The following is a 26,237-nucleotide window of genomic DNA, read 5'->3' as shown; positions in this document are numbered from 1 at the left end:
AATTATTATAACAAATTAATTTTGAGTAACTAATATGAATAAAAAATTCTTTAGTTCATTATTAATAAGCTTTTTAATATCATCATCTTATGCTGATAATTTAGTTGAGGTTAATATTCTCAGCACATCAGACATCCATTCTTTTATTAGTGATGATAACTATTATAGTAATACTAAAAGTGAAAATTATGGACTGATACCGTGGATAGGTACTATTGAAAAATTTAGACGCGATAATAAAAACACTTATTTAGTTGATACTGGGGATCTTTTATCAGGAAACCCAATTGGTAATCATGTTATTAAACGCTATAATCAGAATGATGAGTATTATAATATATCTCCTATTATATGTAGCTTGAATGCCTTAAATTATGATATCGCAACGCCTGGTAATCATGATTTTGATAATGGCATTGATTTTCTAAAATGGTCCTACTCAGGTGCAAACTTTCCCGTAGTTCTAAGTAATGTTACGGATAAAGAAAAACAGGAAAGTATCTATCCTGAGTATATTATAAAAGAAAAAAATGTAATCGATGATGTAGGTAAAAGCCATTTATTGAAAATTGCCTATATAGGCTTGGTTCCTCCGCAAACAATGCTGTTTAATAAAACTAAATTGGAAAATAAAATTATATTTTCTGATATGCTAGAATCGGCCAATAGCGCAGCAGATAAGGCTAAAAAAAATGGGGCAGATCTTGTAATTGCGTTATCACATTCAGGGATTGATGTATCACCAATTGAACATGAAATGGAGAATGTGGCTTATTATCTTGCAAGTAATCCAAATATTGATGGTGTTTTATTTGGTCATACCCATGAAATATTTCCTTCTAAAAAAACGTTATCGCATGAAAATATTAATATTGAATTAGGACAAATATTTGATAAGCCTGCGGCCCAACCTGGAAAATGGGGAGAATCAGTATCTGCAATAACGTTTAATCTTGAAAAAAAGGATGACCGATGGATTATAAAAAGTAGTAAAGGTTATCAGTTAGAAAAAAGTGATGTACCTGCTGCGGAAAATACCATTAAAAGCGTATTATCGTGCATTAATGATACTGAAATAGACTTAAAAAAAGATTTAGATAAAGAAGTAAGTTATGATAAGTTTACAATTGATAATAATTTTAATTTAATAGGCAATGAAAGTTTAACAACACTTCTTGTTGATTCAATTCATGACTATATGAAGAATTATATGAATGAAAATGATAAGCTACTTGTTTCCATCTCTCCTTCATTTTCATTAAATGACGATAACTATATTATTGATATACAGGATAGAAAACTCACCAATAGAGATTTAAATAGAATTTTTTACCCTGCTTATTTATCTGCATTAAGAGTAAATAAACAGCAGTTAATTGAATGGTTAGAAATGAGTTCAAATATCTACAACTCCCCTGTAAATGATTCTACTCCTTTGATAAACAAACAGTTCCATAGCTTTTTATTTTACCCAATAATAGGGTTGACTTATGATGTAAATATTAGTAATCAGCCATTATACGATTTGACTGGTAAGCTAAATCAACAGGTGAAAAAAGGAAGAATATCTAATATTCGCTATAATGGTATGGAAATAACGGACGAAGATTCCTTTATTATTGTTGCTAGTAAATATTCGCCTTTTTTTCAAAATAATAAAAACAGCCCTTATTTAGATATTGGGAATGAAAGAAATATTGATATTTTCAGTAATTATATTTCATCACACCATAAATATTCTAAACCTAAAAATAATTATCGCATAATTTCTGACTTACCAGTACAAATGCATTTAGTATTACCACATTACACAGATAAATCAGAGATGTTCTTATGGAATAATCAATATGAATTGAAATTAAATAGCCAAGATAAAAAATGGGTTACTTATCAAATGAAAATAAGCAATTGATATTCGGAGACTATTTTAGGTTGCTGAGAACGCCTAAGGTAGTCTCCATTTTTCAGTAGACGAAATAGGAGCTGGTTGTTAGTTTTGCTCAAACCAACTTTCAAGGATCACTACCGCAGATGCGGAATCGACTTTTCCTTTACTCAGTGCGCGATAGCCACCTTGTTCAAATAAGCCTGCTTTTGCTTCTACTGTCGAGAGCCGTTCATCATGCAATTCGACTTTAACACCAAAACGGCCATGAATTCGATTAGCAAAGTTGCGAGCTTGGCTTGTCACCAGTTGTTCGGTTCCATCCATATTAAGGGGGAGGCCGACAATAACTAACTGAGGAAGCCATTCTTTAAGTAATTTTTCGATTTGTTGCCAATCAGGACGACCATCATTGGCCTTTAACGAGGCTAACGGTCGTGCTGTACCAGTTATTTCTTGTCCAACGGCAACGCCAATACTTTTGGTACCAAAATCAAATGCTAATAAGGTTCTTCCTGACATTAAGCATGCCCTGCCTGCATTGAAATGGTATGAATATTAATACCGATTAATTTTGCTGCTGCGGCCCAACGTTCATTTATTGGTGTATCAAAAATTAGCTCAGGAGAGGCTTCTACAGTTAACCAGCTATTTTCTATGATTTCCCGTTCAAGCTGACCCGGTTCCCAACTTGAATAACCAAGCGCGACCAAAGAATGTGTTGGCGAGCGCTCACTACCTAGCGTTTCTAAAATATCTTTTGAGGTTGTCACCATGACATCGTCATTTAAATGCAAGCTCGATAAGAAACCACCAACTGGAGTATGTAAGATAAAGCCGTGTTCTTCTGCAACCGGACCACCGGCAATGACGGGTTTTTTCAGGTTATGGTGACTAATTTTGTCTGAAATAGTAATTTCGAGCTTTTTAAGCATCGTATCGACGGAAAAATCATCAATAGGCTTGTTAATCACAATACCCATGGCCCCTTTTTCATTGTGCTCACACACATAAACTACTGACTGCTCAAAATAAGGGTCAGTGAGGGATGGCATGGCGATAAGAAAATGGTTTTGCAGATTCAAACTCAGACCCCACTCTAATTTAATTGCTCTATAAAAAGACGCTAAAAAGGCTAAACTTAGGCCTTTTTAGCAATTTATAACTTATTTCTGTAAACGGCGCTCAATCGCATCCATCAACATTCCTGTGATGGAAATATCAAATGCTGCTTCAATTTCACGTGCACAAGTTGGGCTAGTGACGTTAATTTCTGTTAAGCGATCGCCAATAATATCTAATCCAACAAAGACTAAACCTTTCTCTTTCAATATAGGGGCAACTGTACGAGCAATTGCCCAGTCACTCTCACTTAAAGGGCGTGCTTCGCCGCGGCCGCCAGCCGCAAGGTTGCCACGGGTTTCACCTTGAGCAGGGATACGCGCCAAACAATAAGGTACGGGCTCACCATCAACAACTAAGACGCGTTTATCTCCATCTTTAATCGCAGGCAGAAAGTTTTGTGCCATGCAATAACGGGCGCTATGCTCTGTGAGCGTTTCTATAATTACCCCCACATTTGGGTCGTCTTGTTTTAGACGAAAAATTGACGCGCCGCCCATTCCATCTAATGGTTTGAAAATTACATCACCATGTTTTTGATGGAATTCCCTGAGTTTTTTCGGGCTACGGGTTACTAGGGTATCTGGCGTTAACTCTGGGAACCATGCGGTAAACAGCTTTTCATTACAGTCACGTAGGCTTTGCGGTTTGTTGACGATCAAAGACCCTGCTTGCTCTGCTCTTTCTAAAATATAAGTAGCATAAATAAATTCAGTATCAAATGGTGGGTCTTTACGCATTAAGATGGCGTCAAGTGAGCCAAGGGCAATATCCTGCTCCTCATGGAATTCATACCATTTTTCAGGGTTTTCTTCGACAGTAACAATTTTTGTTTGTGCGCGAGCTTCACCTTGGTGTAAATACAGGTCGTTCATTTCCATATAATGGATTTCATAACCACGACGCTGAGCTTCCAACATCATTGCAAAACTGGTGTCTTTTTTGATTTTGATGGATGAAATAGGGTCCATCACTATACCGAGCTTGATCATTTTTTCTCCTTAACCCAGATCACCTAAACGCACTTGTAGTGCAGTGATAGCGGTTAGCGCAGTCGTTTCTGTTCGTAATACTCTAGGCCCTAACAGTATATCGGTAAATTGATAATTTGCTGTCATGGCAATTTCATCCGCTGATAATCCACCTTCAGGGCCTATCAACAATCTCACTTTTTTCAATTGTGTCGGCAGCGTATTAATACTCTCTGTCGCTCGCGGGTGAAGGTTCACTTTGAATGCACCATCTTCTTCTGCACACCAAGTTTCTAGAGGCTGTACAGGACGAATTTCAGGAATACGGTTACGGCCACATTGCTCACAAGCAGCAATCGCAATTTTTTGCCACTGCTGTAATTTTTTGTCTAGGCGCTCTGCATCTAAACGAACGCCGCAACGCTCTGAAAGTAATGGAGTAATAGTATTAACGCCTAATTCCACAGATTTTTGGATCGTAAATTCCATTTTTTCCCCGCGAGATATGACTTGGCCTAAATGTAGGTCAAGTGGGGACTCTCTATCATCAACTTGGCTACTTTTAATATGAACGAAAACATTTTTTTTCGTCGCTTCAGTAATTTCAGCGCTAAAGGTCTGATTACTGCCATCAAACAGTTCAAGCATTTGGCCTGCCGTCATGCGAAGCACTCGGCCTACATGGTTTGTAGCATCATCACCAAGAGAAATCGTTGTGTTTGTTTGAAGTGGCTCTGGGTGATAAATGCGTGGAATGCGCATAGCTTTTCCTTAGTACAGACTCAGTTAATAAATAATATAGCTTTGATGAATATGGGGGCTGTATCTCTAAATACAAGCTTGATGACTTAGTTTATACCGAAAAAAATGGCATTTATAGTGCGTCTGTGCGGTCTCTGGATTATTCAAAGTCGATGAAAAAACAACAAAAGCTTATGGGGTTCGAATAAACCGACATAATAGGACGGAATTAAAGTGTTGGGATTAATAAACTCATCACGTATATTTATTTTTATCTCTCTAATGGAATAAGGAGTGTAAATGAATGATACATGGTTTTTGTTATTATCTAAAATTAATTTAATATTTAATAATTTAATAGCTTACTTATCGAGATTACAGAGTGGTAAAACTGATGTTTTAATTAAATCAACTGGTTTTTATGCTGAAGGCGAGATTTTTTTTGTTTTAATTTTGCTTTTTTTTTCAGTATGGATAACACGAAAACTCTTAATTGATATTCCTGTTAAATATTTTGAAGTTGAGGCTATTAGAGTTGGGTATTCTATTTTATTATTAATCTATTTTATGTTTGGTTGCGTTTTTATTTATTCAATAAATAGTTTTATTATTATTTTTTCTCTATTTACTTTTCTTAATATAGCACTCTTACTTATTATTATTGATTATAAAACAGGGTATTTGCCTGATATATTAACTTACCTACTATTGTGGCTAGGTTTGTTATACCAAGTTTGGGCTCCTGCTGGCAATGTTATCGCAGGAGTTTATGGGGTTGTTTTAAGCTATCTTATCGTGGTGTTACTTGTCACTATTACTGAGGTAATCAAAAATCAACCTCAAATGGGGCGAGGTGACTTTAAATTAATTGCAGCATGTGCAGCATGGCTCGGCGTGTGGCAGCTACCTTATTTCTTGGGACTTGCTGCGGGTTTAGGCTTAATCCATTTTGTTGTGGCATATTGGTTTTTACCAAAATTCAAATCACGATTTAGCACGGTAAAACGACGGAGAAAAATACAGTACGTTAAAGAGGAGACTGCTATGAGTGGGCACGCAATTCCATTTGGGCCTGCTATTTTAATCAGTGCATCAGTTTGGCTGTACATATCGGTTATACAGAATTTAAACGTTATCTAATTCTAAATATTAATACAGCCAATAGCGTGTCGTAGTTTAAGCTGAAGCACTAACCATTGAGTCCAAAAATTGTTGCCATTTATCTGGAGTACCTAGGTAATTTTGTAACGGAACGCGTAGCCATTTTTCTTGTTGTTCAATTAATAACGTGGGAAAACCCGATGAGCCAGATTGAGCGAGTAACGCTTTACTGCGTTGAATATGCGATTCTGTTTCATTTTGCTCACATTGCGCGTAGTCATTGGTATACTGTGTTAAATCTAAACCAATTTCTTGTGCTAAGCCAAAGAGAACGGCGGTGTCATTAATATGGCGGCCAGCAACATAATGCGCTTTTTGGATGGCTTTAAGCATTTCAAAGCCTTTACCTTGCTTGGTTGCGGCTAATATAGCGGTTTGTGGGGGTGTTGAGTCCATGACTAAATTAGGGTCATGTAGCATTTTTATATACTCATCACCAAACACTTGTCTTGTCATTGATGCGATACGTTTATCGGATTGCATAATGTATTGGCGAAAGTCATCATCAAGGTGTAAACGAGCACTGCCTGCCAACATACCTCCACCATGCATTTCAATACTGATATGAGGGTGCTTTGCAGCAATTTCGACTAAAGGGGCTGCGGCGTAACACCAGCCACAATAAGGGTCATAAATATAGTGTAGGGTAAGGGTGTTCATTGGAATTCTCTTTAGATTAACTTCCGATTAATTTGAGTTAAGTTGTATCATTATCATAAATAGATTTATACAACTATATTTCCTATTTCAGCCAATTTGCGCTTTTATGGATATTATTTAAACGATTAAAAAATTATGCATCACACAAAATGGCTGAATGAAGAAATGGTGATTAATTTATTGTGGCCACTGCATTTCACCTTTAATGACTTTAGCACTCAATTCCAAGCTAGATAAGTCATCCAAATGTGGGTATTTAGTAGAAACTTTTTGGATGAGCTCATCTGAGTTCTTACTTGCTTGCGCTGCATTTTCAAAGTCTTGTAAATATTTTTGAGTAAAGGATACGGTCGCAACATCTAACTTAGATGCACCAGTAAAGTGACCAGGAACAACGGTTTTAGGGTTCAAAGCTTTAATACTTTCTAACGTTTGCTGCCAATTTTTTCGTGATTCTTTGGTTTGTGTATCAGCGACCCAAACATGAATATTGTCTGAAACAATAACGCCTCCGACAACGGCTTTCAATGCAGGAACCCATACATAAGTTCTATCTGGTGAAGCGCCATCAAGGCCCTTAATTTCTAACTTTTCGCCATCAACGGTAAAACTGTTTCCTTTAATGACCTCAGGCACTATCACTTTACTCGGAGCTTCATTCTTTAACATCCCTCCCCAATAAGCTAATTTTCCATCTTTAGTGGCTTTGATTGCTTCGACTGTTTCAGCCGTTGCGATTATTTTCGCATTAGGAAATGCTTTGGTGATTGTATCTAACCCAAAATAATAATCAGGATCGGAATGGCTGATATAAACGGTAGTAAGTTTTTTATCGAGTTTTTTAATTTTATCGACTAATTTCTGAGCATCATTGTTTTGGAATTGCGCATCAATTAAGACGACTTCATTTGGGCCACTAATAATTTCCGATGATACTGGGAATACACTGTTATTACCTGGATTATAAACATCTAATGTCAATTGTTGTGCATGTGCGATTTGGAATGTTGCGCTAACTAAGGTAGCCGCTAAAAGGGTTAGTTTCATTTTTTTATCCTAAAATTTAGTTGTACAATAAATGTTCATGCTTGCTGTATGTGTATATTAAATTGCAATCATTGAGCGAAAAACACCATAATTAGGTGTTATTTGTTGCATAAATCGATCAAATGGGTGTGAAATGGATAGACTAAGAGCTGTGCAAGTGTTCATTACTATTGTTGAGCAGGGCAGCTTAAGTGGTGCAGCCGAAAAATTAGACATGTCGCGGGCGATGGTCACGCGTTATTTATCAGAAATGGAACAATGGGCAGGTGTGAGATTACTTAACCGGACAACAAGAAGACTAAGCTTAACCTCTGCTGGGGAAGGCGTTTATCAACAATCATTACAACTAAATGCGCTCTCTCAGTCAGTACCCGTACAACAACACCAGAATGCGAAGGAATTATCTGGTTTAGTGCGAATCAGTTGTTCACAGTCTATAGCACAAAGCGCATTATCTGTTGCTATCGCGGAATTTTTACAGCAATACCCCAATATGATGATTGATATGCATATCTCGAATAAGTCAGTTAATCTTATTGATGAACGTATTGATTTAGCGATTCGAATTACTAATCAACTTGAGCCTAACCTTATCGCTAAACCTTTATCAACTTGCCATTCGGTTATTTGCGCCTCACCGCAATTTTTAAAAGGCAAAAAATTACCAAATAAACCCGCAGACTTGGCCTTATTAGAGTGTTTAACTTATAGCTTTTTTGGGCGTAGTGTTTGGCATTTTGAAAAAGAAGGCGAACAACATACCGTGTTGGTTGACGGTAGGTTAAGTGCTAGCGAGTCGGTGTTTTTAGCAGAAGCAGCATTGAATGGAGTGGGAGTCGCCATGCAGCCTTATTATTCAGTGGCCAACTATTTAGCTTCAGGGGAATTAATCCAGCTATTACCTGATTACCGACCGATGCCATTAGGGATTTATGGTGTGTATACCAGCCGTCAAAAGATGCCGACACCACTGCGAGCCGTTATTGATTTTCTGGCAAACTGGTTTAAGACTTCACCACATTGGCTAGCGTTGATGCATCAAGGCCGAAGTTAAGTCGCTTTCAATTTGATTAAAACTATTTTTTAAATATTGTGTAAAAATATCAGTTAGCTGCGATGATGGGCGATGAATAGGCCTGATCAAACTGACGATGAATGGAATTGAAAAGCTTAACGGGCGGATGACTAACTTACCTGCAGATTGCTGATGAAAGTCTAATGCAGTCAATGGGTTTACAATTGAAATACCAATACCTTTTAAGGCCATTGCACATATTGATGACGCTGAGTGAGTTTCCATTACCATTTTACGATCGACTTGGTATTCAGCAAAAGTCGAGTCAATCAATTGGCGGTAGCTATCTGTTAACGATAAACTAATAAACCGTTGATGCTGAAAATCTTTCGGGCTTAATTGGTCTTTTTGTTCAAGGGGATGCCCAGCAGGCAATACACATACCTCGTTCAAACTGCCTAACGTTTCTTGCTCAGTGCCTGGGGGCATTTGCAAGTGTTCCGTTAAGCCAAAGTCGTAGCGTTGTGCCGAGAGCCACTCCTCTAGAACGGGGGACTCTTGAGGGATCACCGTTAGACTCACATCAGGATAGCTTTCCATAAAGGATTGGCAAACTTGTGGCAGTAGAGATTGCGCAAAAGCAGGAAGGCAAGTAATGGATATTTGGGCGTGTTCAAAACGGCGAATTGTTTCTGCGGAATTTTTGATCCGCTCTAGCCCATAATAGGAGCGCTCAACCTCTTCTAAAAAGCGGAGCCCTTGTGCAGTTGGCTGCAATCGGCCTTTCACCCTATCGAATAATTTAAATTGCAATAAATATTCTAAACGAGCTAATTCACGGCTAATCGTCGGTTGTGATGTATTAAGCAATGCCGCGGCCTCTGTGAGATTGGGTGCCATCATTACCGCACGAAAAATTTCAATATGGCGCCATGAAATTGCCTGCATTTTTTCCCTCAATCATCATGCTATATCAAATATGAATAGATTTTAGCAAAATGGATATTTTTTTTCCCCTATATTCTCTGAATAATAGGCTTAATCATAATAAAAACTTGCAAATGGGAAACCTAATGACTTCTTTCGCCACCACAACCAGCCAATATTTAACGCCTGAATATCTGCGTACATTACCTGCTCAATACGGTACCCCTGTTTGGGTTTATGATAGCGCAGTGATTATCGAGCGTATCAAGCGATTACAGATTTTTGATACCGTGCGTTTTGCACAAAAAGCGTGCTCAAATATCCATATTCTACGCTTAATGAAACAGCAGGGTGTGAAGGTGGACTCAGTTTCGTTAGGTGAAATTGAGCGTGCGCTGGTGGCAGGGTTCCAAGCGGGTCGTGAGAAATCAGAAATTGTTTTTACTGCGGATGTGCTTGATAGAGCGACATTAGCAAAAGTCACCGAATTAGATATTCCTGTTAATGCAGGGTCAATTGATATGTTAGATCAGATTGGTCAGCAAAAATCAGGGCACCCAGTCTGGTTACGAATTAACCCCGGTTTTGGTCATGGCCATAGTCAAAAAACCAATACAGGCGGCGAAAATAGCAAGCATGGTATTTGGCATGAAGATTTGCCCGCTGCGTTAGAGAAAATTCGCCATTACAATTTATCGTTAGTCGGTATTCATATGCATATTGGCTCGGGAGTTGATTATCAACATCTTGCCGATGTCTGTGACTCAATGGTTGCGTTAGTTACGACCGCAGGCGTTGACCTTCATGCTATTTCAGCAGGCGGCGGGTTATCGACACCATACCGTGAAGGGGATGAATTAATTGATGTGCAACATTATTACAGCTTATGGGATAACGCACGTCAGCGTATTGCAGAGCACTTAGGCCATGCAATTGAGCTGGAGATCGAGCCGGGTCGTTATTTAGTTGCTGAGTCAGGTGTACTTCTAGCTGAGGTACGAGCAGTGAAAGACATGGGAAGCCGCCATTATGTCTTAGTCGACAGCGGTTTTAATGATCTCATGCGCCCTGCAATGTATGGTAGCTACCACCATATTTCCGTTTTACCTGCGGATGGCAGTCGTGCTGATGAGTCGCAAGTTAGAGACACGATTATTGCGGGGCCTTTATGTGAGTCAGGGGATGTGTTTACCCAGTTAGAAGGAGGCTTGGTGGTTACCCGCGCTCTACCAGATGTTAAAGTGGGTGATTATTTAGTTTTTCATGATACTGGCGCTTACGGCGCATCCATGTCTTCAAATTATAATAGCCGGCCATTATTGCCGGAAGTGATGTTTGTCGATGGACAACCAAAACTGATCCGCCGCCGCCAAACAATAGAAGAACTGTTGGCGTTAGAGCTATAATTTAAATAATTATTCAAAAGAGTTTAATGGAGCCAGCTATTAAATAAATAGCTGGTTTTTTTGCTTAATTAAGGCTAAAACTACTCATTCAGGTTATTTACAATATTTTCTCATCTGTAAAAATAAATTGGTTTATTTTTAATGGTCTTTTTTATTTAAATGAGAATAATATGAAATGGTTATTAATTGTACTGATTTTTATTCTCAGTGGATATGAGTCATATTCATATAATGAAGACTTTTTACAAAGTAATGACGTTAAACCTCCATCCTATAGGATGCTAGTTTTTTCTACTAATAATATGAAGCATGAAGAAGAGAAAAAACTTTTTCGGACCATGACACCAATTGAAACAGCAGAGAAATTTTATCTACTTAAAAATAGTGCAGATGGAGGTGACGCCAAAACCCATTATCTTTTATTTTTACTATATTTTGATGATTCGGCCTGTTCGGAAAAAGCCTAGTTCATGCAAAGCGGATTGTAGATGAAAATTGTTTGATTGGATTAGAACATTTAAATAAAGCCGTGAAGATTGAACCTGATTTTCAGCTGGGTTTATACCGATTAGCTGACTTCAATAACTATGGTATTGGTATGGAGATTAATTTAGAACAGTCAATGATTTATTGGGAAAGGTTGATAGATACTAAAGGTTATTACCGCTTATTAGCGCTAGATGCAGCAGCTAAAATATATTTTTATGAGTTTAATGAAATTAATAAAGCAAAGAAATATCTAACCGTTTGTGCCAAAGAGGGTGGGGCGAAGTGCTTGTTCGAGTTGAATCATTGGAAAAATAAGCTGAAGTTTCGTCCTTATATTCTGGAGGCTAAAAACAGGGAAAGAAGCGCTGATAGTAACTAGTGGCATGCTTGCTTGTATATATTCCAAATAACTCAAGTTGCATGTAGGTGAAATTGTGAGCGTAGAATCTCAACTCAACAATACCAAGGGACGCTCTGATATGGAAATGCCTTGGGCTGGGTGGAAAGGGAATTTAAAAATTAATGAAGAAAAACTCATTGAATATTTTAATGATTATCTGTTTTAAATATTAAAGGGAACCCGAGAGTTCCCTTTTTAGCTCATGATTACGCTGTTATGCGGCTTTCTTTTTCTTACCGGAGTCTTCAGTTAACGGATCATCCGGAGACTTTTTTGACGGCAGTACCCCTAAATCGTCAAACTCAAACTCATCGACATTAATAGTACGTAAGCGGCTAGCTTCTGCTTTGCATAAAATATCGGCTTCTTCTTGAGTTATTATATTTTCAGGCAACATCTGCTCTGCCAGTTTATCTAAACGGGTGAAGCTGAGTTTGCGTTCTTTTAGGCGACAGATGCGCTCGAAAATAGGTTCAGCTGCGATGATATCTAGCAGAGCTTGGTTTACAAGGCCATGTGGATTGTTTTCAGTTGGCGTTAAGTACTGTCCACGTCCTAGCCTATCGCGAGTTTCTGAGGGTTCCATTAGCAGCTGTGCCAATTTATGGTCAAGTTTGTCAGATGGAGTAGACATTGAACGACCAATCGGGAACAGCGTGAAGCGCATAATTGCCGCAACCATTCTGTTCGGGAAGTTTTTCAATAAATCATCCATGGCCTTTTCAGATTGATACAAGCAATCCTCAACAGCCCATTTAACTAATGGTAAGTCCGCTTTTTGACGCCCCTCATCTTCATAACGTTTTAAGGTGGCAGAGGCTAAATAAAGGTGACTTAAAATATCGCCTAAGCGAGCTGAGATACGCTCACGACGTTTTAAACTACCACCTAAAACCCCCATCGCGACATCGGACAATAAGGCTAAGTTTGCACTTTGGCGGTTTAATATCTGGTAGTAGCGGCGCGTTTCATCTTTCGTTGGGGCACTACTGCCGCGACCGTTGGTCAAACCTAACCAAAAACTGCGGACTTGATTGCTAATCACATGACCAATATGCCCGAATACCGCTTTATCAAATTTATATAGGTTGTTATCTTGCGCCGCTGCTATTTCTTCTAAGACAAATGGATGGCAGCGGATCGCCCCTTGACCAAAGATGATCATACTGCGGGTTAGAATGTTTGCCCCTTCAACAGTAATCGCAATTGGTGCACCTTGATAAGCCCTAGCCACAAAGTTTGATTCGCCAAGGCAAATACCCTTACCACCGGTAATATCCATAGCATCGATAATGGAGCGTTGACCTCTGTGGGTACAATGATATTTTACAATTGCGGAAAGAACGGCTGGCTTTTCACCTAACATGATCCCTGACGTGATCAAGGTTGCCGCAGCATCCATCAGGTAAGTATTGCCGGCGATGCGTGCTAAGGGCTCTTCAATACCTTCCATCTTACCGATAGGTAATCTAAATTGGCGACGGATATAGGAATAAGCCCCTGTTGCGATAGCAATACTTTTTAAGCTACCAGTTGAGTTGGATGGCAAGGTAATACCACGACCAACAGAAAGGCACTCAACTAGCATTCTCCAACCTTGACCTGCCATTTTTGGCCCACCAATGATGTAATCAATAGGGACAAAGATGTCTTTTCCGCGTGTAGGCCCATTCATAAATGGCACATTAAGTGGGAAATGGCGGTGACCAATTTCAACCCCCGGCGTATTGGTTGGTATTAATGCACAGGTAATTCCGAGGTTTTTCTCACCGCCGAGCAACTTATCTGGGTCAGATAACTTGAATGCTAAGCCTAATACGGTCGCGATAGGTGCTAAAGTAATATAACGTTTATTCCATGTCAGACGCATACCCAGCACTTGCTCGCCTTGCCATTCGCCCATGCAAACAACACCGGAGTCAGGAATAGCACCGGCATCGGAGCCTGCTTCAGGGCTGGTTAATGCAAAGCAAGGAATTTCTTCGCCTGTCGCAAGACCTGGTAAATAACGTTGTTTTTGCTCATCAGTACCATAGTGTTGTAATAATTCACCAGGACCTAATGAGTTAGGTACACCAACTGTGATAGCTAAGATACCTGATACACCTGCAAGCTTTTGTAAAACTTGAGATTGAGCATAAGCAGAAAACTCAAGACCCCCATATTCTTTTTTGATGATCATGGCGAAAAAACGGTGATCACGTAAGTATTGCCATACTTCAGGCGTTAAGTCTGCAAGTTCATGACTGACTTCAAAGTCATTTACCATTCCACAGACGGTTTCAACTGGACCATCAATGAACGCTTGTTCTTCAGCGGTTAATTGAGGTTTTGGGTAGTTATGCAACTTGTTCCAATCGGGAGTACCACGGAAAAGGTCGCCTTCCCACCAAGTGGTTCCAGCATCAATGGCTTCTTTTTCTGTGCTAGACATTGGTGGCATGACTTTTTGGAACATTTTCATGGCACGAACAGAGAAAAAGGACTGACGTACTGGACTGAAAACAAAAGGGAATAATACTATAGCGACTGGTAATAACATCCAGTAGCTCCAAATATTTATTATACCCATAACAGCAGTATAAGCTAACAATAATATTGAGCTAAGAACCAAGGATGTTCTGTGGTAACAGAGTACGCCAATTAAGGCGATAAATAACACAATGCTGAGAAGGATCATAGCGAAGCTCCTGTCACTTGTAAGAGGTCTGACCTGTTTGTTGTTTAAATCTATACCTATTAATAAGTGGTTAGCAATATATTTACATCCTAATTACAACTTGGCTCACAAAAACATCAAATATGGGAGGTGATAATTAAAATTTACATTATTACCACTACAAAAAAATCAGGTTATTGGCTAAGGGGAGGAATGCTTTTGTGGCGGAGGTCAAGACAGCACAATCAAAAGTAGAAACAAAATTGTCCCTGTGCAACAATCTGAGTAATAAAGGTTAATTTTGGATATCCAGTAAAACTGAGCAGCTGAAGGTTGTTCGTATTGTTGTGATATTGAGTTATGAATTAATCATATTCGATGTAACGCATTCTTAATTAAGGGGAAACCTTATGTACCAAGACCTGATCCGTGGTGAACTGACTGAAGCTGCTGAAACTTTATCGAATTTCCTTAGTGATGAAGCCAATATTGACGCTATCCAACAAGCTGCGGTGCTGTTAGCTGATTCTTTTAAAGCGGGTGGGAAAGTGCTGTCTTGTGGTAATGGCGGTTCGCACTGTGATGCGATGCATTTTGCTGAAGAATTAACAGGGCGTTATCGTGAAAACCGTCCCGGTTACCCAGCGATTGCAATTTCAGATGTTAGCCATCTATCTTGCGTTAGTAATGATTTTGGCTATGAATATGTTTTTTCCCGTTTTATCGAAGCCGTTGGTATGAAAGGCGATGTATTGTTAGGAATTTCAACATCAGGAAACTCAGGGAATATTATCAACGCGATCAATGCAGCCCGTGAAAAGGGTATGAAAGTGATTACCTTGACAGGTAAAGATGGCGGAAAAATGGCGGGGACAGCAGATATCGAAATCCGTGTCCCTCATTTTGGTTACGCAGACCGTATTCAAGAAATACATATCAAAGTTATCCATATATTAATTCAATTAATTGAAAAAGAGATGGTTAAGTAACGATTTAGTCGTTTCAGGAGTCTTTAAATGTGTGAGTTACTTGGCATGAGTGCCAATGTTCCAACTGATATTACCTTTAGTTTGAGTGGGTTAATTTCTCGTGGTGGGCAAACAGGTCCACACAGAGATGGCTGGGGAATTACGTTTTACGAAGGCCTTGGGTGTCGCACATTTAAAGATCCACAGCCGAGTTTCTTGTCTCCAGTTGCACGATTTGTGCAGGAATATCCGATTAAATCAGAAAGCGTTGTTGCTCATATTCGTCAAGCAAATAGAGGAGATGTTTCACTGGTGAATACTCATCCTTTTACGCGTGAATTATGGGGGCGCAACTGGACCTACGCGCATAATGGGCAGTTAAAGGGCTATCGTTCTTTGAATACAGGGCGTTATTGGCCAATTGGTGAAACGGATAGCGAGTGGGCATTTTGCTGGATTTTGCATCAGCTCAGTGAGAAGTATTCACGAAAACCCTCAAATTGGAAAAGCGTATTTCGTTTTATCGGAACATTAGCCGATCAACTACGCAGCAAAGGCGTATTCAACATGTTGTTGTCTGATGGCCAATATTTGATGGCGTTTAGCTCAACTAATCTGCATTGGCTGACGCGTAAGGCACCATTTGGTAAAGCTAAATTGCTCGATCAAGACATTGAAATTGATTTCGAGCAATGTACTACACCAACAGATATTGTCTCTGTTATTGCCACTGCACCACTAACAGGTAATGAAAATTGGCAACGTATTGAACCTGGGCACTTTGTTTTATTTCACTTGGGTGAACGCATATTGTGATTTCTCGCCTAACAATTTTGTTGGGGTATCGGGTAAGCCAACAACCGCATATTTACCGTAGGCAACTGAAATTTCAGCCGGTCTTCCTGTTCGGTCAAAGTACTGGTAGGCAGGCTGAAGTTGTTTCCAAAATGCATAATGGCTAGAGTTTCGGTAGCGTTGCATATTTTCATTGGTCATTCGGAATGGGTAAATACTGACATTAATAGTGGATTGACCATTCAATAAAGCCGTTTCGACCGTTTGATAAATCTCGCCCATGTGCTTATCTGTCATTGCATAGCATCCCACTGACACACAACTACCGTGGATCATCAAGTAGCTGCCGCTGTACCCCTGTGCTTTATCGAATTCATTAGGGAAACCAATATTAATAGCTCGGTAATACCGACTGTTTGGATTGAGTTGCTCCGCAGTAATTTGATAAAACCCCTCAGGACTTTTAAGGTCTCCCTCTATTTTTTTGGGGCCAAGCCCGCCAGAAAACTTACAGATTGGGTAAGTTTTGGACAGATGATATTTGCCTGAAGGGGTTTTTTGGTAGAGTTCAAGTAAGCCTTCTTGTTTAAATATTTGAATAAAAATTGATGAATTTTGATTATCCAGCGTATTATTCTTAAGTAGAAATGAAGAGTTACTCGCCTCAATAACAGGTGGATAAATGAGCACAAGTGGAAAAATTGCACTAAAAAATTTACTTAATTTCATTCTTAAGCCAAATGTAAAAGGTTTATTGATAATAAAAGAGTATATATTTTATGCATTCTAGACGACTAATACGAAAATTAATATAGCTTGTTAATAGTTTTTAAATGAACCTTTGTTGTGCAAATAACAACCAGTCATCGATAAACGTGAGTTTATTGATCGGAAATAACGAGTTGTTAACGAAGAGATTTAAATATTAATGCAATTTGCTTGAACTATGTCACTTCAATAGCCGGACATAGTGAATGGGAACTGATAAAATTACGCTCGGAAAAAGAAAAATTTTAGTAACAATTTTGTGAGAATACTTGCTTAAGTGACCAAGGTGGCTTGAGCTGTTTTTATTAATGAGTCGCTATCATTCATTGCTGAATCGTTAGCTTAGGGTTTAACTATATAAACTTGTGCAGATCTTATGATTAAAATTAAAAAAGGCCTCAACCTTCCCATCGCAGGTGAGCCAGCCCAAGTGATAGAAGACGGCCCGAAAATTCAACACGTAGCCGTGCTAGGTGAGGAATATGTCGGGATGCGTCCTTCAATGCTGGTTAATGAAGGTGAGCGAGTTATAAAGGGACAGGTTCTTTTTGAAGATAAAAAGAACCCAGGTGTCATATTTACCAGTCCAGCCTGCGGTAAAATTGTTGCTATTCATCGTGGTGAGCGTCGTGTACTTCAATCTGTCGTCATAGAAATCGATGGCGACGAGCAAGAGTCTTTTGCAACATATACTCGTGATGAGTTGCCTGCACTAACAAAAGAGCAAGTCGAAGATAACTTGATTAAATCAGGTTTGTGGACATCTTTACGAACGCGTCCATTTAGTCGTTCTCCACAGCCAGGTTCTACACCTATCGCTATTTTTGTCACCGCAATGGATACTAATCCACTTGCTGCTGATCCTATTTTAGTTATTCGAGAGCAAGAACAAGCATTTAACGATGGGCTTGTAGTTCTCAGTCACTTAACTGAAGGTAAAGTCCATGTATGTCATGGAGAGGGAGATTTACCGAAGAATGTGGCACACAACCAAATTTCTTATACTCAATTTGCAGGGCCTCATCCTGCGGGGTTAGCGGGAACCCATATTCATTTCTTGGAACCCGTCAGTATCAAGAAAATAGTCTGGAGCCTTAATTACCAAGATGTTATCGCCATTGGTAAGCTATTTATTACGGGTCACCTTTATACCGATCGCGTTATTTCACTTGCGGGCCCACAGGTTGAAAAACCTCGTCTGCTGCGTACTCGTTTAGGTGCGGACTTGTATGAATTAACAAAAGGCCAGCTCAAAGAGGGTGAAAATCGGATTATTTCAGGTTCCGTTCTTTGGGGTGTCACATGTGATGAATTCCATCACTATCTTGGCCGTTTTCACAATCAAGTCTCAGTCATCGCTGAAGGGCGTGATAAAGAACTATTTGGCTGGATTATGCCTGGTGTCAATAAGTTTACGATTACACGTACAACGATTGGGCATTTCTTAAAAAATAAGCGTTTTAATTTTACGACAACAATGAATGGCGGTGAACGTTCAATGGTACCCATTGGTAACTACGAGCGAGTCATGCCTTTAGATATCATGATCACTCATTTGTTGCGCGATCTCCTTGCAGGGGATACCGATACATCACAAGAACTGGGTTGTTTAGAGTTGGATGAAGAAGACTTAGGCTTGTGTACCTATGTCTGCCCAGCTAAGTATGAATATGGTCCAGTGTTACGTGATGTTCTGACCAAGATTGAGCTAGAAGGGTGATTCCATGGGTCTGAAGAATTTATTTGAAAAGTATGAGCACCATTTTGAGCCCGGAGGAAAACTCGCTAAATACTATGCATTGTATGAAGCAGTTTCAACAGTGTTTTACACGCCGGGAACGGTGACTAAAGGTCGTTCTCATGTTCGAGATGCAATTGACCTTAAGCGTATGATGATTTTGGTCTGGCTGGCGGTTTTCCCTGCAATGTTCTGGGGAATGTATAACGTAGGTAACCAAGCTATTCCTGCATTACACCAGCTGTATAGTGGCGCTGAATTACAGCAAGTTCTGGCGGGTGATTGGCACTATCGCTTAGCCCAGTTCTTAGGCGCTTCACTTTCGATGGATGCGGGATGGGGAAGCAAAATGCTGCTAGGTGCAGTCTATTTTCTCCCTATTTATGCCGTAGTGTTTTTAGTGGGCGGGTTCTGGGAAGTGTTGTTTGCCATGATCCGTGGTCATGAGATTAACGAAGGCTTCTTTATTACCTCCATTTTATTTGCTCTGATTGTTCCGCCTACTATTCCATTATGGCAGGCTGCATTGGGTATTACTTTCGGGGTCGTTGTCGCGAAAGAAATATTTGGTGGTACAGGGCGTAACTTCTTAAACCCTGCATTAGCTGGCCGTGCATTCTTATTTTTTGCTTACCCTGCACAAATATCGGGTGACTTAGTTTGGACGGCAGCAGACGGCTTTTCCGGTGCAACGCCATTATCACAATGGGCAACGGGTGGGGAACATGCATTAATGAACACAGTCAGTGGTGAGCCGATTACTTGGATGCAAGCCTTCTTAGGCAACATGCCAGGTTCAATTGGTGAAGTTTCAACACTGATGCTGTTTATTGGTGGTGCGCTTATTATGTTCTTCCGCATTGCGTCATGGCGGATTGTGGCAGGTGTGATGGTCGGTATGATCGCTATGTCTTACCTGTTTAATGCAATTGGTTCCGATACCAATCCATTATTCGCTATGCCGTGGTGGTGGCATATGGTACTTGGTGGTTTTGCATTTGGTATGATTTTTATGGCGACAGACCCAGTATCCGCCTCGTTTACGGATAAAGGTAAATGGGCGTACGGCATTCTGATCGGCGTAATGTGTGTTCTTATCAGGGTTGTTAACCCAGCTTATCCTGAAGGGATGATGCTGGCGATCCTGTTCGCCAACCTGTTTGCTCCTCTGTTTGACTATCTGGTCGTTCAAGCAAATATTAAGCGGAGAAAAGCTCGTGGCTAATGAAAAACCAATTAATAACGATAGCGTCGGCAGAACATTTCTAGTCGTTTTTATTCTTTGCCTAGTGTGCTCTATTGTCGTTGCAGGTTCTGCTGTTGGTTTAAAACCGCAGCAGCAAGAACAGATCATGTTAGATACTCAGCGTAATATTTTAAGTGTTGCGGGTTTGCTGCAACCTAAAATGACACCAGAGGAAATTCAAACGACCTATAAGGATCGGATTGAGCCTAAGTTGCTGAATTTTAAAACTAATGAGTTATCTGATAGTACAAGCCATTATGATTTAAATAGTGAGCTTCGCAGCGATGAAACCAGTATTGCTCTTTCTCCTGAGGAAGATATTGCGAAAATTCGCCGCCGTGCGAATAGCGCTGAAATCTACCTAGTGAAAGATGATGAAGGTAAAGTATCTCAAATTATTCTACCTGTTTACGGCTCTGGTTTGTGGTCTGTGATGTACGCCTTTGTTGCTGTAGATGTGGATGGGGTAACTTCTCGAGGAATTACTTACTACGCACACGGTGAAACTCCTGGTTTAGGAGGTGAAGTTGATAATCCACAATGGAAAGCACAATGGCCGGGTAAAAAATTGTTCAATGAACAAGGCATTCCAGCAATTAAAATTGTGCGTGGTGGTGCGACAGATAACCCATTTGGTATCGACGGCCTTTCAGGTGCCACTCTAACATCAAACGGTATTCAGCATATGTTTGATTTCTGGTTAGGGGATAACGGTTTTGGTCCGTTCCTGAAAAAAGTCCGTGAAGGAGCGCTGAATAATGGCTGATTCAAAAGAAGTAAAACGCGTCCTATTGGGACCATTGTTTGACAACAACCCCATTGCTTTACAGGTTTTAGGGGTATGTTCTGCACTCGCAGTGACAACGAAGTTAGAAACCGCAGTGGTTATGACCATCGCAGTAACGTTAGTTACGGCATTTTCTAACTTCTTTATTTCACTGATCAGGAATTATATTCCAAGTAGCGTACGTATCATCGTACAAATGGCAATCATTGCTTCACTTGTTATTGTGGTTGACCAAATTTTACGAGCGTATGCCTATGAGATCTCAAAACAACTTTCTGTTTTCGTTGGTTTGATCATTACTAACTGTATCGTCATGGGGCGTGCGGAAGCGTACGCAATGAAAGCCCCACCAATTGAAAGCTTCATGGACGGTATTGGTAATGGTTTAGGTTATGGTGTGATCCTGATTCTAGTCGGCTTTTTACGCGAACTATTTGGTTCTGGTAAATTATTTGGTATCACGGTTTTTGAATCACTACAAAATGGTGGTTGGTATATGCCAAATGGCCTGTTCCTCCTTGCGCCAAGTGCATTCTTTATCATTGGCATGCTGATTTGGGGATTACGCACCTTGAAACCAGCTCAGGTAGAGAAGGACTAATCTCATGGAACACTATATTAGCCTATTTGTTAAAGCTATTTTCATTGAAAACATGGCGTTAGCATTCTTCTTGGGGATGTGTACATTCCTTGCGGTATCAAAGAATGTGAAAACCGCTTTTGGACTCGGTATTGCTGTAACCGTGGTGCTTGGGATTTCTGTCCCAGCTAATAACTTGGTTTACAACTTAGTATTACGCGATGGCGCAATTGCTGAGGGGATCGACCTATCCTTCTTAAACTTTATCACTTTTATCGGTGTTATCGCAGCGTTGGTTCAGATCCTTGAAATGATTTTAGACCGCTACTTCCCATCATTGTATAACGCGTTAGGTATCTTTTTGCCATTGATTACCGTTAACTGCGCCATTTTTGGCGGTGTTTCGTTCATGGCGCAGCGTGATTACAACTTTAGTGAGTCAATAGTATACGGATTCGGTTCAGGGATCGGCTGGATGCTAGCAATCGTATTGATGGCAGCTATTCGAGAGAAGATGAAGTACTCAGATATTCCATCGGGTCTAAAAGGGTTAGGTATCACCTTTGTGACAACCGGTTTAATGGCATTGGGCTTTATGTCCTTCTCCGGTGTGCAGCTATAAAGGCGAGAAGAATTCATGGAAATAATTATTTTAGGTGTCGTAATGTTTACCCTGATTGTCTTGGTGCTAACAGGTTTGATCCTGTTTGCAAAATCCAAGTTAGTCAATACAGGGAACATTAAAGTTGAAGTCAATGGCGATCCAGATAAAAGCTTTGAAGCGCCAGCGGGTGATAAGCTTTTAGGCATGTTATCAAGCCAAGGTATTTTTGTTTCATCAGCGTGTGGTGGTGGTGGCTCCTGTGGTCAGTGCCGTGTGAAAATAAAAGAAGGTGGTGGCGATATTCTGCCAACTGAACTTTCACATATTAACAAACGTGAGGCAAAAGAAGGCTGCCGATTAGCGTGTCAAGTCAACGTTAAACAAGATTTAAAAATTGAACTTCCAGAAGAAATTTTTGGCGTGAAAAAATGGGAGTGCGAGGTTATCTCCAATGATAATAAAGCGACTTTCATTAAAGAGCTGAAATTGAAGATCCCTGAAGGAGAGGTTGTTCCCTTCCGTGCAGGTGGCTTTATTCAAATTGAATGCCCTGCGCATGTTGTTAAATATGAAGATTTTGATGTACCGGAAGAATACCGTGAAGATTGGGATAAATTTAATCTATTCCGTTATGTCTCTGAGGTTAAAGAGCCGACAGTGCGTGCTTATTCCATGGCAAACTATCCGGAAGAGTATGGGATCATCATGTTAAACGTACGTATTGCAACGCCTCCTCCGCGCAATCCAGATGTTCCTCCAGGGATCATGTCCTCATATATTTGGTCATTAAAACCAGGGGATAAAGTCACTATTTCTGGTCCATTTGGGGAGTTCTTTGCGAAAGAAACGGATGCCGAAATGGTCTTTATCGGTGGTGGTGCGGGTATGGCGCCAATGCGTTCGCATATATTTGATCAACTGCGTCGTTTAGACTCTAAACGTAAGATCAGTTTTTGGTATGGTGCGCGTTCAGTCCGTGAGATGTTCTACACTGAAGATTTCGATCGACTTGCTGCAGAACATGAAAACTTTACATGGAACGTAGCACTTTCTGATCCTATGCCAGAAGATAATTGGGATGGTTATACTGGTTTCATTCATAACGTTTTATATGAAAACTATCTAAAAGACCATCCTGCGCCAGAAGATTGTGAGTTCTATATGTGTGGACCTCCAATGATGAATGCGGCGGTGATTAAGATGTTGAAAGACCTCGGTGTCGAAGATGAAAATATCTTGTTAGATGATTTCGGTGGTTAATTAATCTATTTGATTTAATTGGACTGATCAAAGTCAGTAGACAGTCGCAGGTTAAAGAGGGAAAATATTTTCCCTCTTTGTGATTTTAGTAACTTATTTTAATTACTAATTATTATATTGATTTTAGCTGGATTGATGATTTTTTGACTGAAACATTCTCTGCATGGGTGACAATGTAAAGTGTGTTAATAGTCTGAGTTACTTCAACAATACGTACTCATGATTGACGCGGAGAAAATTATGCTAAATAAACGAATTTATGCCCCTATATTATTATTTCTCACAACATTGCTTCTTGCAGCTTGTGGAGGCCCTGAGCAACAGAATCTTCAAGGGCAAACGATGGGGACCTATTATTCTGTTAAGTATGTCGCAGATACTTCCGATGTAAAACCTGAAGCTATTCAAGCTGAAATAGACAAGCGTTTGGAAGAAGTAAACGATCAAATGTCGACCTATCGCCCAGACTCGGAATTAAGCCGTTTTAATCAGTCTAGAGAAGTTAATACCCCATTTCCTGTCTCAGCGGCAACAGCTAAAGTTGTTAAGAAAGCGATTGAAATTAACGAAATGACGAATGGTTCATTAGATGTAACAGTTGGGCCTCTCGTTAATTTATGGGGTTTCGGTCCTGAAGGACGAGTGACTAAAGCGCCTTCCGACGAAGAATTAGCTAAGCGTCGCGCGTGGGTTGGAATTGAAAAGTTAGCAGTTCAAGGTAATAACCTGATTAAAACCATTCCAGAGCTATATGTCGATCTTTCATCTATTGCGAAAGGTTATGGTGTTGATGTAGTTGCTGAATACTTAGAATCCGCTGGGATCAATAATTACATGGTCGACATCGGTGGTGAAGTCAGAACGAAGGGCAACAATGGTAAAGGTTCACCTTGGCGTATTGCTATTGAAAAACCAGTAACAGATGGGGTTAGCCAAACAGCACAAGAAGTGATTGAGCCGGGCGACCATTCTATTGCCACCTCAGGGGATTACCGCAATTATTTTGAACAAGATGGCGTACGTTTTTCTCATACGATCGATCCTAAAACGGGTCGTCCAATTACCCATAACTTAGTTTCAATAACTGTATTAGCTGAAAATTGCATGAGTGCAGATGGGTTATCAACAGGGTTAAATGTGCTAGGGCCAGAAGAGGGGTTTGCTTTAGCAGAGAAAATGGATATTCCTGTTTTTATGATAGTTAAGACAGATAAAGGGTTTGAAGAGCGTTATACTAAAGCATTCGAACCATTCTTAACCAAAAAACAGTAGATTTTGGAGGATAAAGGAATGCTAAATGTTTTTATTGCAACCTTTGCACTGTTTTTGCTGGCATTTTTAGGTATGTCTCTTGGGTATATTATTAAACGTAAGAGTATTCAAGGTAGCTGTGGTGGGTTAAGTAGTATTGGTGTTGAAAAAGTGTGTGATTGTCCTGAGCCTTGTGACGCACGCAAAAAACGCATGGCACGTGAAGAAGCCCGCCAAAAAATGTTAGATAAGAACCGTATTATTTGAATAGTAATATTAAGTGTTAATATAGTTAGTAATAAGCTGGAGATGTCTAAATAAAATTATTAGACATCTCCAAATATTATTTTATATTGCGTGTGTAAGGATATTATAAATATTTACTAATAATAATTTATAAATAATTATTAACGATAATTAAAAGCCTAGGCTATTTCAACGTTGAAAATAGCTTAATAGCTTAGATGACGTTGCTAAATTATTTTTTGAATGCTTTGGGCGAATCAACCATTACTGCATCCACCCCTATCTCTTTTGCAAGTTGGTAGTCACTGTCACTATTAACACCAAAAACAATAATATAAGCATTACCATTTTTTCTAAAACAATCGATAGCCTCTTTGTCCCACGATAGTGTGGCAGGTGAGCGTGCCTCGCCTAATGTGTATTTTTCAACGACTTCAACTTTACGATGTAGCTCAAAGCCATACCAGCGGGTTGTTGTTTTGTCATTTTTAATTGAGCATTGATGATTCATCACAACATTTGCCAACAGGGTACGAGTATCATCACGACTTTCAAATAATTGTAATTTAGGTGAAAGAGGCTTAAGCGCTTTTAAGAATGCATCATTTGTAGAATAGAAACGAACTTGCTTGAATGCATTGGTCTTATCCAATAATGCAAGTATTGCTTGTGCTTGTATTGCAGGGTCAGCATCTGGTGATTTTAAATCTACATAAAAGGTCGTATTAGGATATTTTTTTAAAATGGTTTCTAACGTACTAATAGTGGTGTCCTGCATGGGGAGTTGCAGGTTATTTTTTTGATTATACTGATAAGCAGCGTTAATTCGATTAAGTTGTTGGGCCGTATAGCTTGATACTGGACCTTTCTGGTCAGTTAGTGAGCCAAGGTCACTTGGGCGATATAAAACGAGTTGATTATCTTTGCTGAGTTGAACGGTTATCCAGATAGCATCGGAATTATTTTTATTTGCTAAATTAATGGCATAAATTGTATTTTCGGGGGCATCAGCAGTCCCTGCTCGGTGTGCAACAATTTGAGGCGATAATGCAAAAGCGGTTTGGCTTGCAAACAATATGAGGGCGGTTGCCATAAATGTAATGTACTTTGATATAGTCGTCATAAGGATTACCCATAAGTCATTTTCTAATTTATTGAACTGAAAAAACGCATTCTTTTTATTACATTTTTAGTTGAGTGTAAGTATTGATATTTATTTTTAAGACAAACTTTAATGTTAATTGCTTATTTATCAGTGTGGCAGGTGATTATTTCAATAATATGAAGCATTTTAATTATCATTAAGTTAGACGCTTTTTACATGAGTGGTTATTCAAAATAGGCAGGTATAATTGCATAAACAGTAAGTGTACTGTATATTTAAGGGTCTTCCCCGATCATGGTGGTCAGACTCAAAATCCCATATCTAAATTACCATAGTGAAACATCACTGCTGTTTTAAATCGTTCTTGATTTCGATAACCTCTTGCTTTGATCCTCAATAATCTAAT

The 26,237-nt window shown here is 39.6% G+C and carries 27 protein-coding genes; 17 read left to right on the top strand and 10 right to left on the bottom strand.

From position 1 onward, the window contains the following. The first annotated feature begins 34 nt into the window (after nt 1-34). The gene (locus ACLPIE_RS19825; protein ID WP_430263445.1) at nt 35-1,912 is read left to right on the top strand and encodes a metallophosphoesterase; all 1,878 of its coding nucleotides are present in this window, start codon (nt 35-37) and stop codon (nt 1,910-1,912) included. Between the two features lie 78 nt (nt 1,913-1,990). Here the strand turns inward: ACLPIE_RS19825 and ruvX are convergent, their stop codons facing one another. The 4 genes from ruvX to rsmE form a co-directional block, all read right to left on the bottom strand. After that, nucleotides 1,991-2,407, bottom strand: coding sequence for a Holliday junction resolvase RuvX (gene ruvX / locus ACLPIE_RS19820; protein ID WP_430263444.1), 417 nt, complete (start codon nt 2,405-2,407; stop codon nt 1,991-1,993). Continuing rightward, the gene (locus tag ACLPIE_RS19815) at nt 2,407-2,970 is read right to left on the bottom strand and encodes a YqgE/AlgH family protein (RefSeq protein ID WP_430263443.1); all 564 of its coding nucleotides are present in this window, start codon (nt 2,968-2,970) and stop codon (nt 2,407-2,409) included. Before ACLPIE_RS19815 ends, ruvX begins: the two co-directional genes overlap by 1 nt. 81 nt (nt 2,971-3,051) lie before the next feature. Beyond that, nucleotides 3,052-3,999: a glutathione synthase gene (gene gshB, locus ACLPIE_RS19810; protein WP_430263442.1), complete on the bottom strand. Its 948-nt coding sequence runs from the start codon at nt 3,997-3,999 to the stop codon at nt 3,052-3,054. A 9-nt stretch (nt 4,000-4,008) separates the two neighbouring features. Continuing rightward, nucleotides 4,009-4,740: a 16S rRNA (uracil(1498)-N(3))-methyltransferase gene (rsmE, locus tag ACLPIE_RS19805; RefSeq protein ID WP_430263441.1), complete on the bottom strand. Its 732-nt coding sequence runs from the start codon at nt 4,738-4,740 to the stop codon at nt 4,009-4,011. Between the two features lie 279 nt (nt 4,741-5,019). Here rsmE and ACLPIE_RS19800 point away from each other — a divergent pair, with 279 nt between their 5' ends. Further along, entirely contained in the window at nt 5,020-5,859 is an 840-nt protein-coding gene (locus ACLPIE_RS19800) for a prepilin peptidase (protein WP_430263440.1), read from the top strand. 36 nt (nt 5,860-5,895) lie between these two features. Here the strand turns inward: ACLPIE_RS19800 and ACLPIE_RS19795 are convergent, their stop codons facing one another. Next, nucleotides 5,896-6,540 carry a DsbA family protein gene (locus tag ACLPIE_RS19795; protein WP_430263439.1) on the bottom strand — a complete coding sequence of 215 codons (645 nt, stop codon included), beginning with the start codon at nt 6,538-6,540 and terminating at the stop codon, nt 5,896-5,898. Between the two features lie 177 nt (nt 6,541-6,717). Next, nucleotides 6,718-7,587 carry an MBL fold metallo-hydrolase gene (locus ACLPIE_RS19790; protein WP_430263438.1) on the bottom strand — a complete coding sequence of 290 codons (870 nt, stop codon included), beginning with the start codon at nt 7,585-7,587 and terminating at the stop codon, nt 6,718-6,720. A gap of 133 nt (nt 7,588-7,720) precedes the next feature. Between ACLPIE_RS19790 and ACLPIE_RS19785 the strand changes: the two genes are divergently transcribed. Further along, a complete protein-coding gene (locus ACLPIE_RS19785; RefSeq protein ID WP_430263437.1) occupies nt 7,721-8,641 on the top strand; it encodes a LysR family transcriptional regulator in 921 nt (306 codons plus the stop codon). On the opposite strand, the gene ACLPIE_RS19780 is transcribed toward ACLPIE_RS19785, so the two are convergent. Beyond that, entirely contained in the window at nt 8,612-9,550 is a 939-nt protein-coding gene (locus tag ACLPIE_RS19780; protein WP_430263436.1) for a LysR family transcriptional regulator, read from the bottom strand. The genes ACLPIE_RS19785 and ACLPIE_RS19780 overlap by 30 nt on opposite strands. 125 nt (nt 9,551-9,675) lie before the next feature. On the opposite strand from ACLPIE_RS19780, the gene lysA reads away from it, so the two are divergent. From lysA to ACLPIE_RS19760, 4 genes are all read left to right on the top strand, one after another. After that, nucleotides 9,676-10,935 carry a diaminopimelate decarboxylase gene (lysA, locus tag ACLPIE_RS19775; RefSeq protein WP_430263435.1) on the top strand — a complete coding sequence of 420 codons (1,260 nt, stop codon included), beginning with the start codon at nt 9,676-9,678 and terminating at the stop codon, nt 10,933-10,935. 170 nt (nt 10,936-11,105) lie between these two features. Further along, nucleotides 11,106-11,402, top strand: a complete 297-nt coding sequence (locus ACLPIE_RS19770; RefSeq protein WP_430263434.1) for a hypothetical protein — start codon at nt 11,106-11,108, stop codon at nt 11,400-11,402. Nucleotides 11,403-11,434: 32 nt separating this feature from the next. Next, the gene (locus tag ACLPIE_RS19765) at nt 11,435-11,803 is read left to right on the top strand and encodes a hypothetical protein (protein ID WP_430263433.1); all 369 of its coding nucleotides are present in this window, start codon (nt 11,435-11,437) and stop codon (nt 11,801-11,803) included. A gap of 55 nt (nt 11,804-11,858) precedes the next feature. Then, nucleotides 11,859-11,990 (top strand): hypothetical protein, encoded by a 132-nt coding sequence (locus ACLPIE_RS19760; RefSeq protein WP_430263432.1) that lies wholly within the window; start codon nt 11,859-11,861, stop codon nt 11,988-11,990. Nucleotides 11,991-12,038: 48 nt separating this feature from the next. Here the strand turns inward: ACLPIE_RS19760 and fadE are convergent, their stop codons facing one another. Beyond that, nucleotides 12,039-14,504, bottom strand: a complete 2,466-nt coding sequence (gene fadE, locus ACLPIE_RS19755; RefSeq protein ID WP_430263431.1) for an acyl-CoA dehydrogenase FadE — start codon at nt 14,502-14,504, stop codon at nt 12,039-12,041. A 389-nt stretch (nt 14,505-14,893) separates the two neighbouring features. Between fadE and lpcA the strand changes: the two genes are divergently transcribed. Both lpcA and ACLPIE_RS19745 read left to right on the top strand, forming a co-directional pair. Further along, nucleotides 14,894-15,472, top strand: coding sequence for a D-sedoheptulose 7-phosphate isomerase (gene lpcA / locus ACLPIE_RS19750; protein ID WP_430263430.1), 579 nt, complete (start codon nt 14,894-14,896; stop codon nt 15,470-15,472). A 27-nt stretch (nt 15,473-15,499) separates the two neighbouring features. Beyond that, nucleotides 15,500-16,267, top strand: a complete 768-nt coding sequence (locus ACLPIE_RS19745; protein ID WP_430263429.1) for a class II glutamine amidotransferase — start codon at nt 15,500-15,502, stop codon at nt 16,265-16,267. Here ACLPIE_RS19745 and ACLPIE_RS19740 read toward each other — a convergent pair. Beyond that, entirely contained in the window at nt 16,238-16,975 is a 738-nt protein-coding gene (locus ACLPIE_RS19740) for a L,D-transpeptidase family protein (RefSeq protein ID WP_430263428.1), read from the bottom strand. The two genes, ACLPIE_RS19745 and ACLPIE_RS19740, sit on opposite strands and share 30 nt — an antisense overlap. A 415-nt stretch (nt 16,976-17,390) precedes the next feature. On the opposite strand from ACLPIE_RS19740, the gene ACLPIE_RS19735 reads away from it, so the two are divergent. From ACLPIE_RS19735 to nqrM, 8 genes are all read left to right on the top strand, one after another. Further along, complete coding sequence (locus tag ACLPIE_RS19735; RefSeq protein ID WP_430263427.1) at nt 17,391-18,734, top strand: Na(+)-translocating NADH-quinone reductase subunit A; 1,344 nt, start codon at nt 17,391-17,393, stop codon at nt 18,732-18,734. Nucleotides 18,735-18,738: 4 nt separating this feature from the next. Next, nucleotides 18,739-19,977: an NADH:ubiquinone reductase (Na(+)-transporting) subunit B gene (locus ACLPIE_RS19730; RefSeq protein WP_430263426.1), complete on the top strand. Its 1,239-nt coding sequence runs from the start codon at nt 18,739-18,741 to the stop codon at nt 19,975-19,977. Next, nucleotides 19,970-20,764, top strand: coding sequence for a Na(+)-translocating NADH-quinone reductase subunit C (locus tag ACLPIE_RS19725; RefSeq protein WP_430263425.1), 795 nt, complete (start codon nt 19,970-19,972; stop codon nt 20,762-20,764). The genes ACLPIE_RS19730 and ACLPIE_RS19725 overlap by 8 nt, the downstream gene beginning before the upstream one ends. Further along, complete coding sequence (locus ACLPIE_RS19720) at nt 20,757-21,386, top strand: NADH:ubiquinone reductase (Na(+)-transporting) subunit D (protein ID WP_430263424.1); 630 nt, start codon at nt 20,757-20,759, stop codon at nt 21,384-21,386. Before ACLPIE_RS19725 ends, ACLPIE_RS19720 begins: the two co-directional genes overlap by 8 nt. A 4-nt stretch (nt 21,387-21,390) precedes the next feature. Next, nucleotides 21,391-21,987, top strand: coding sequence for an NADH:ubiquinone reductase (Na(+)-transporting) subunit E (gene nqrE / locus ACLPIE_RS19715; protein WP_115166709.1), 597 nt, complete (start codon nt 21,391-21,393; stop codon nt 21,985-21,987). Nucleotides 21,988-22,002: 15 nt separating this feature from the next. Then, nucleotides 22,003-23,229 carry an NADH:ubiquinone reductase (Na(+)-transporting) subunit F gene (gene nqrF, locus ACLPIE_RS19710; RefSeq protein WP_430263423.1) on the top strand — a complete coding sequence of 409 codons (1,227 nt, stop codon included), beginning with the start codon at nt 22,003-22,005 and terminating at the stop codon, nt 23,227-23,229. Between the two features lie 240 nt (nt 23,230-23,469). Then, nucleotides 23,470-24,501, top strand: a complete 1,032-nt coding sequence (locus tag ACLPIE_RS19705; RefSeq protein WP_430263422.1) for an FAD:protein FMN transferase — start codon at nt 23,470-23,472, stop codon at nt 24,499-24,501. Nucleotides 24,502-24,519: 18 nt separating this feature from the next. Continuing rightward, nucleotides 24,520-24,747: a (Na+)-NQR maturation NqrM gene (gene nqrM, locus ACLPIE_RS19700; protein WP_430263421.1), complete on the top strand. Its 228-nt coding sequence runs from the start codon at nt 24,520-24,522 to the stop codon at nt 24,745-24,747. A 211-nt stretch (nt 24,748-24,958) separates the two neighbouring features. Here nqrM and ACLPIE_RS19695 read toward each other — a convergent pair whose 3' ends face one another. Beyond that, the gene (locus ACLPIE_RS19695; protein WP_430263420.1) at nt 24,959-25,849 is read right to left on the bottom strand and encodes a glycerophosphodiester phosphodiesterase family protein; all 891 of its coding nucleotides are present in this window, start codon (nt 25,847-25,849) and stop codon (nt 24,959-24,961) included. Nucleotides 25,850-26,237 lie beyond the last annotated feature (388 nt).

This window comes from Providencia sp. Me31A (assembly GCF_050487165.1).
Taxonomy (GTDB): domain Bacteria; phylum Pseudomonadota; class Gammaproteobacteria; order Enterobacterales; family Enterobacteriaceae; genus Providencia.
This window is presented reverse-complemented; position numbering and strand designations above follow the sequence as displayed.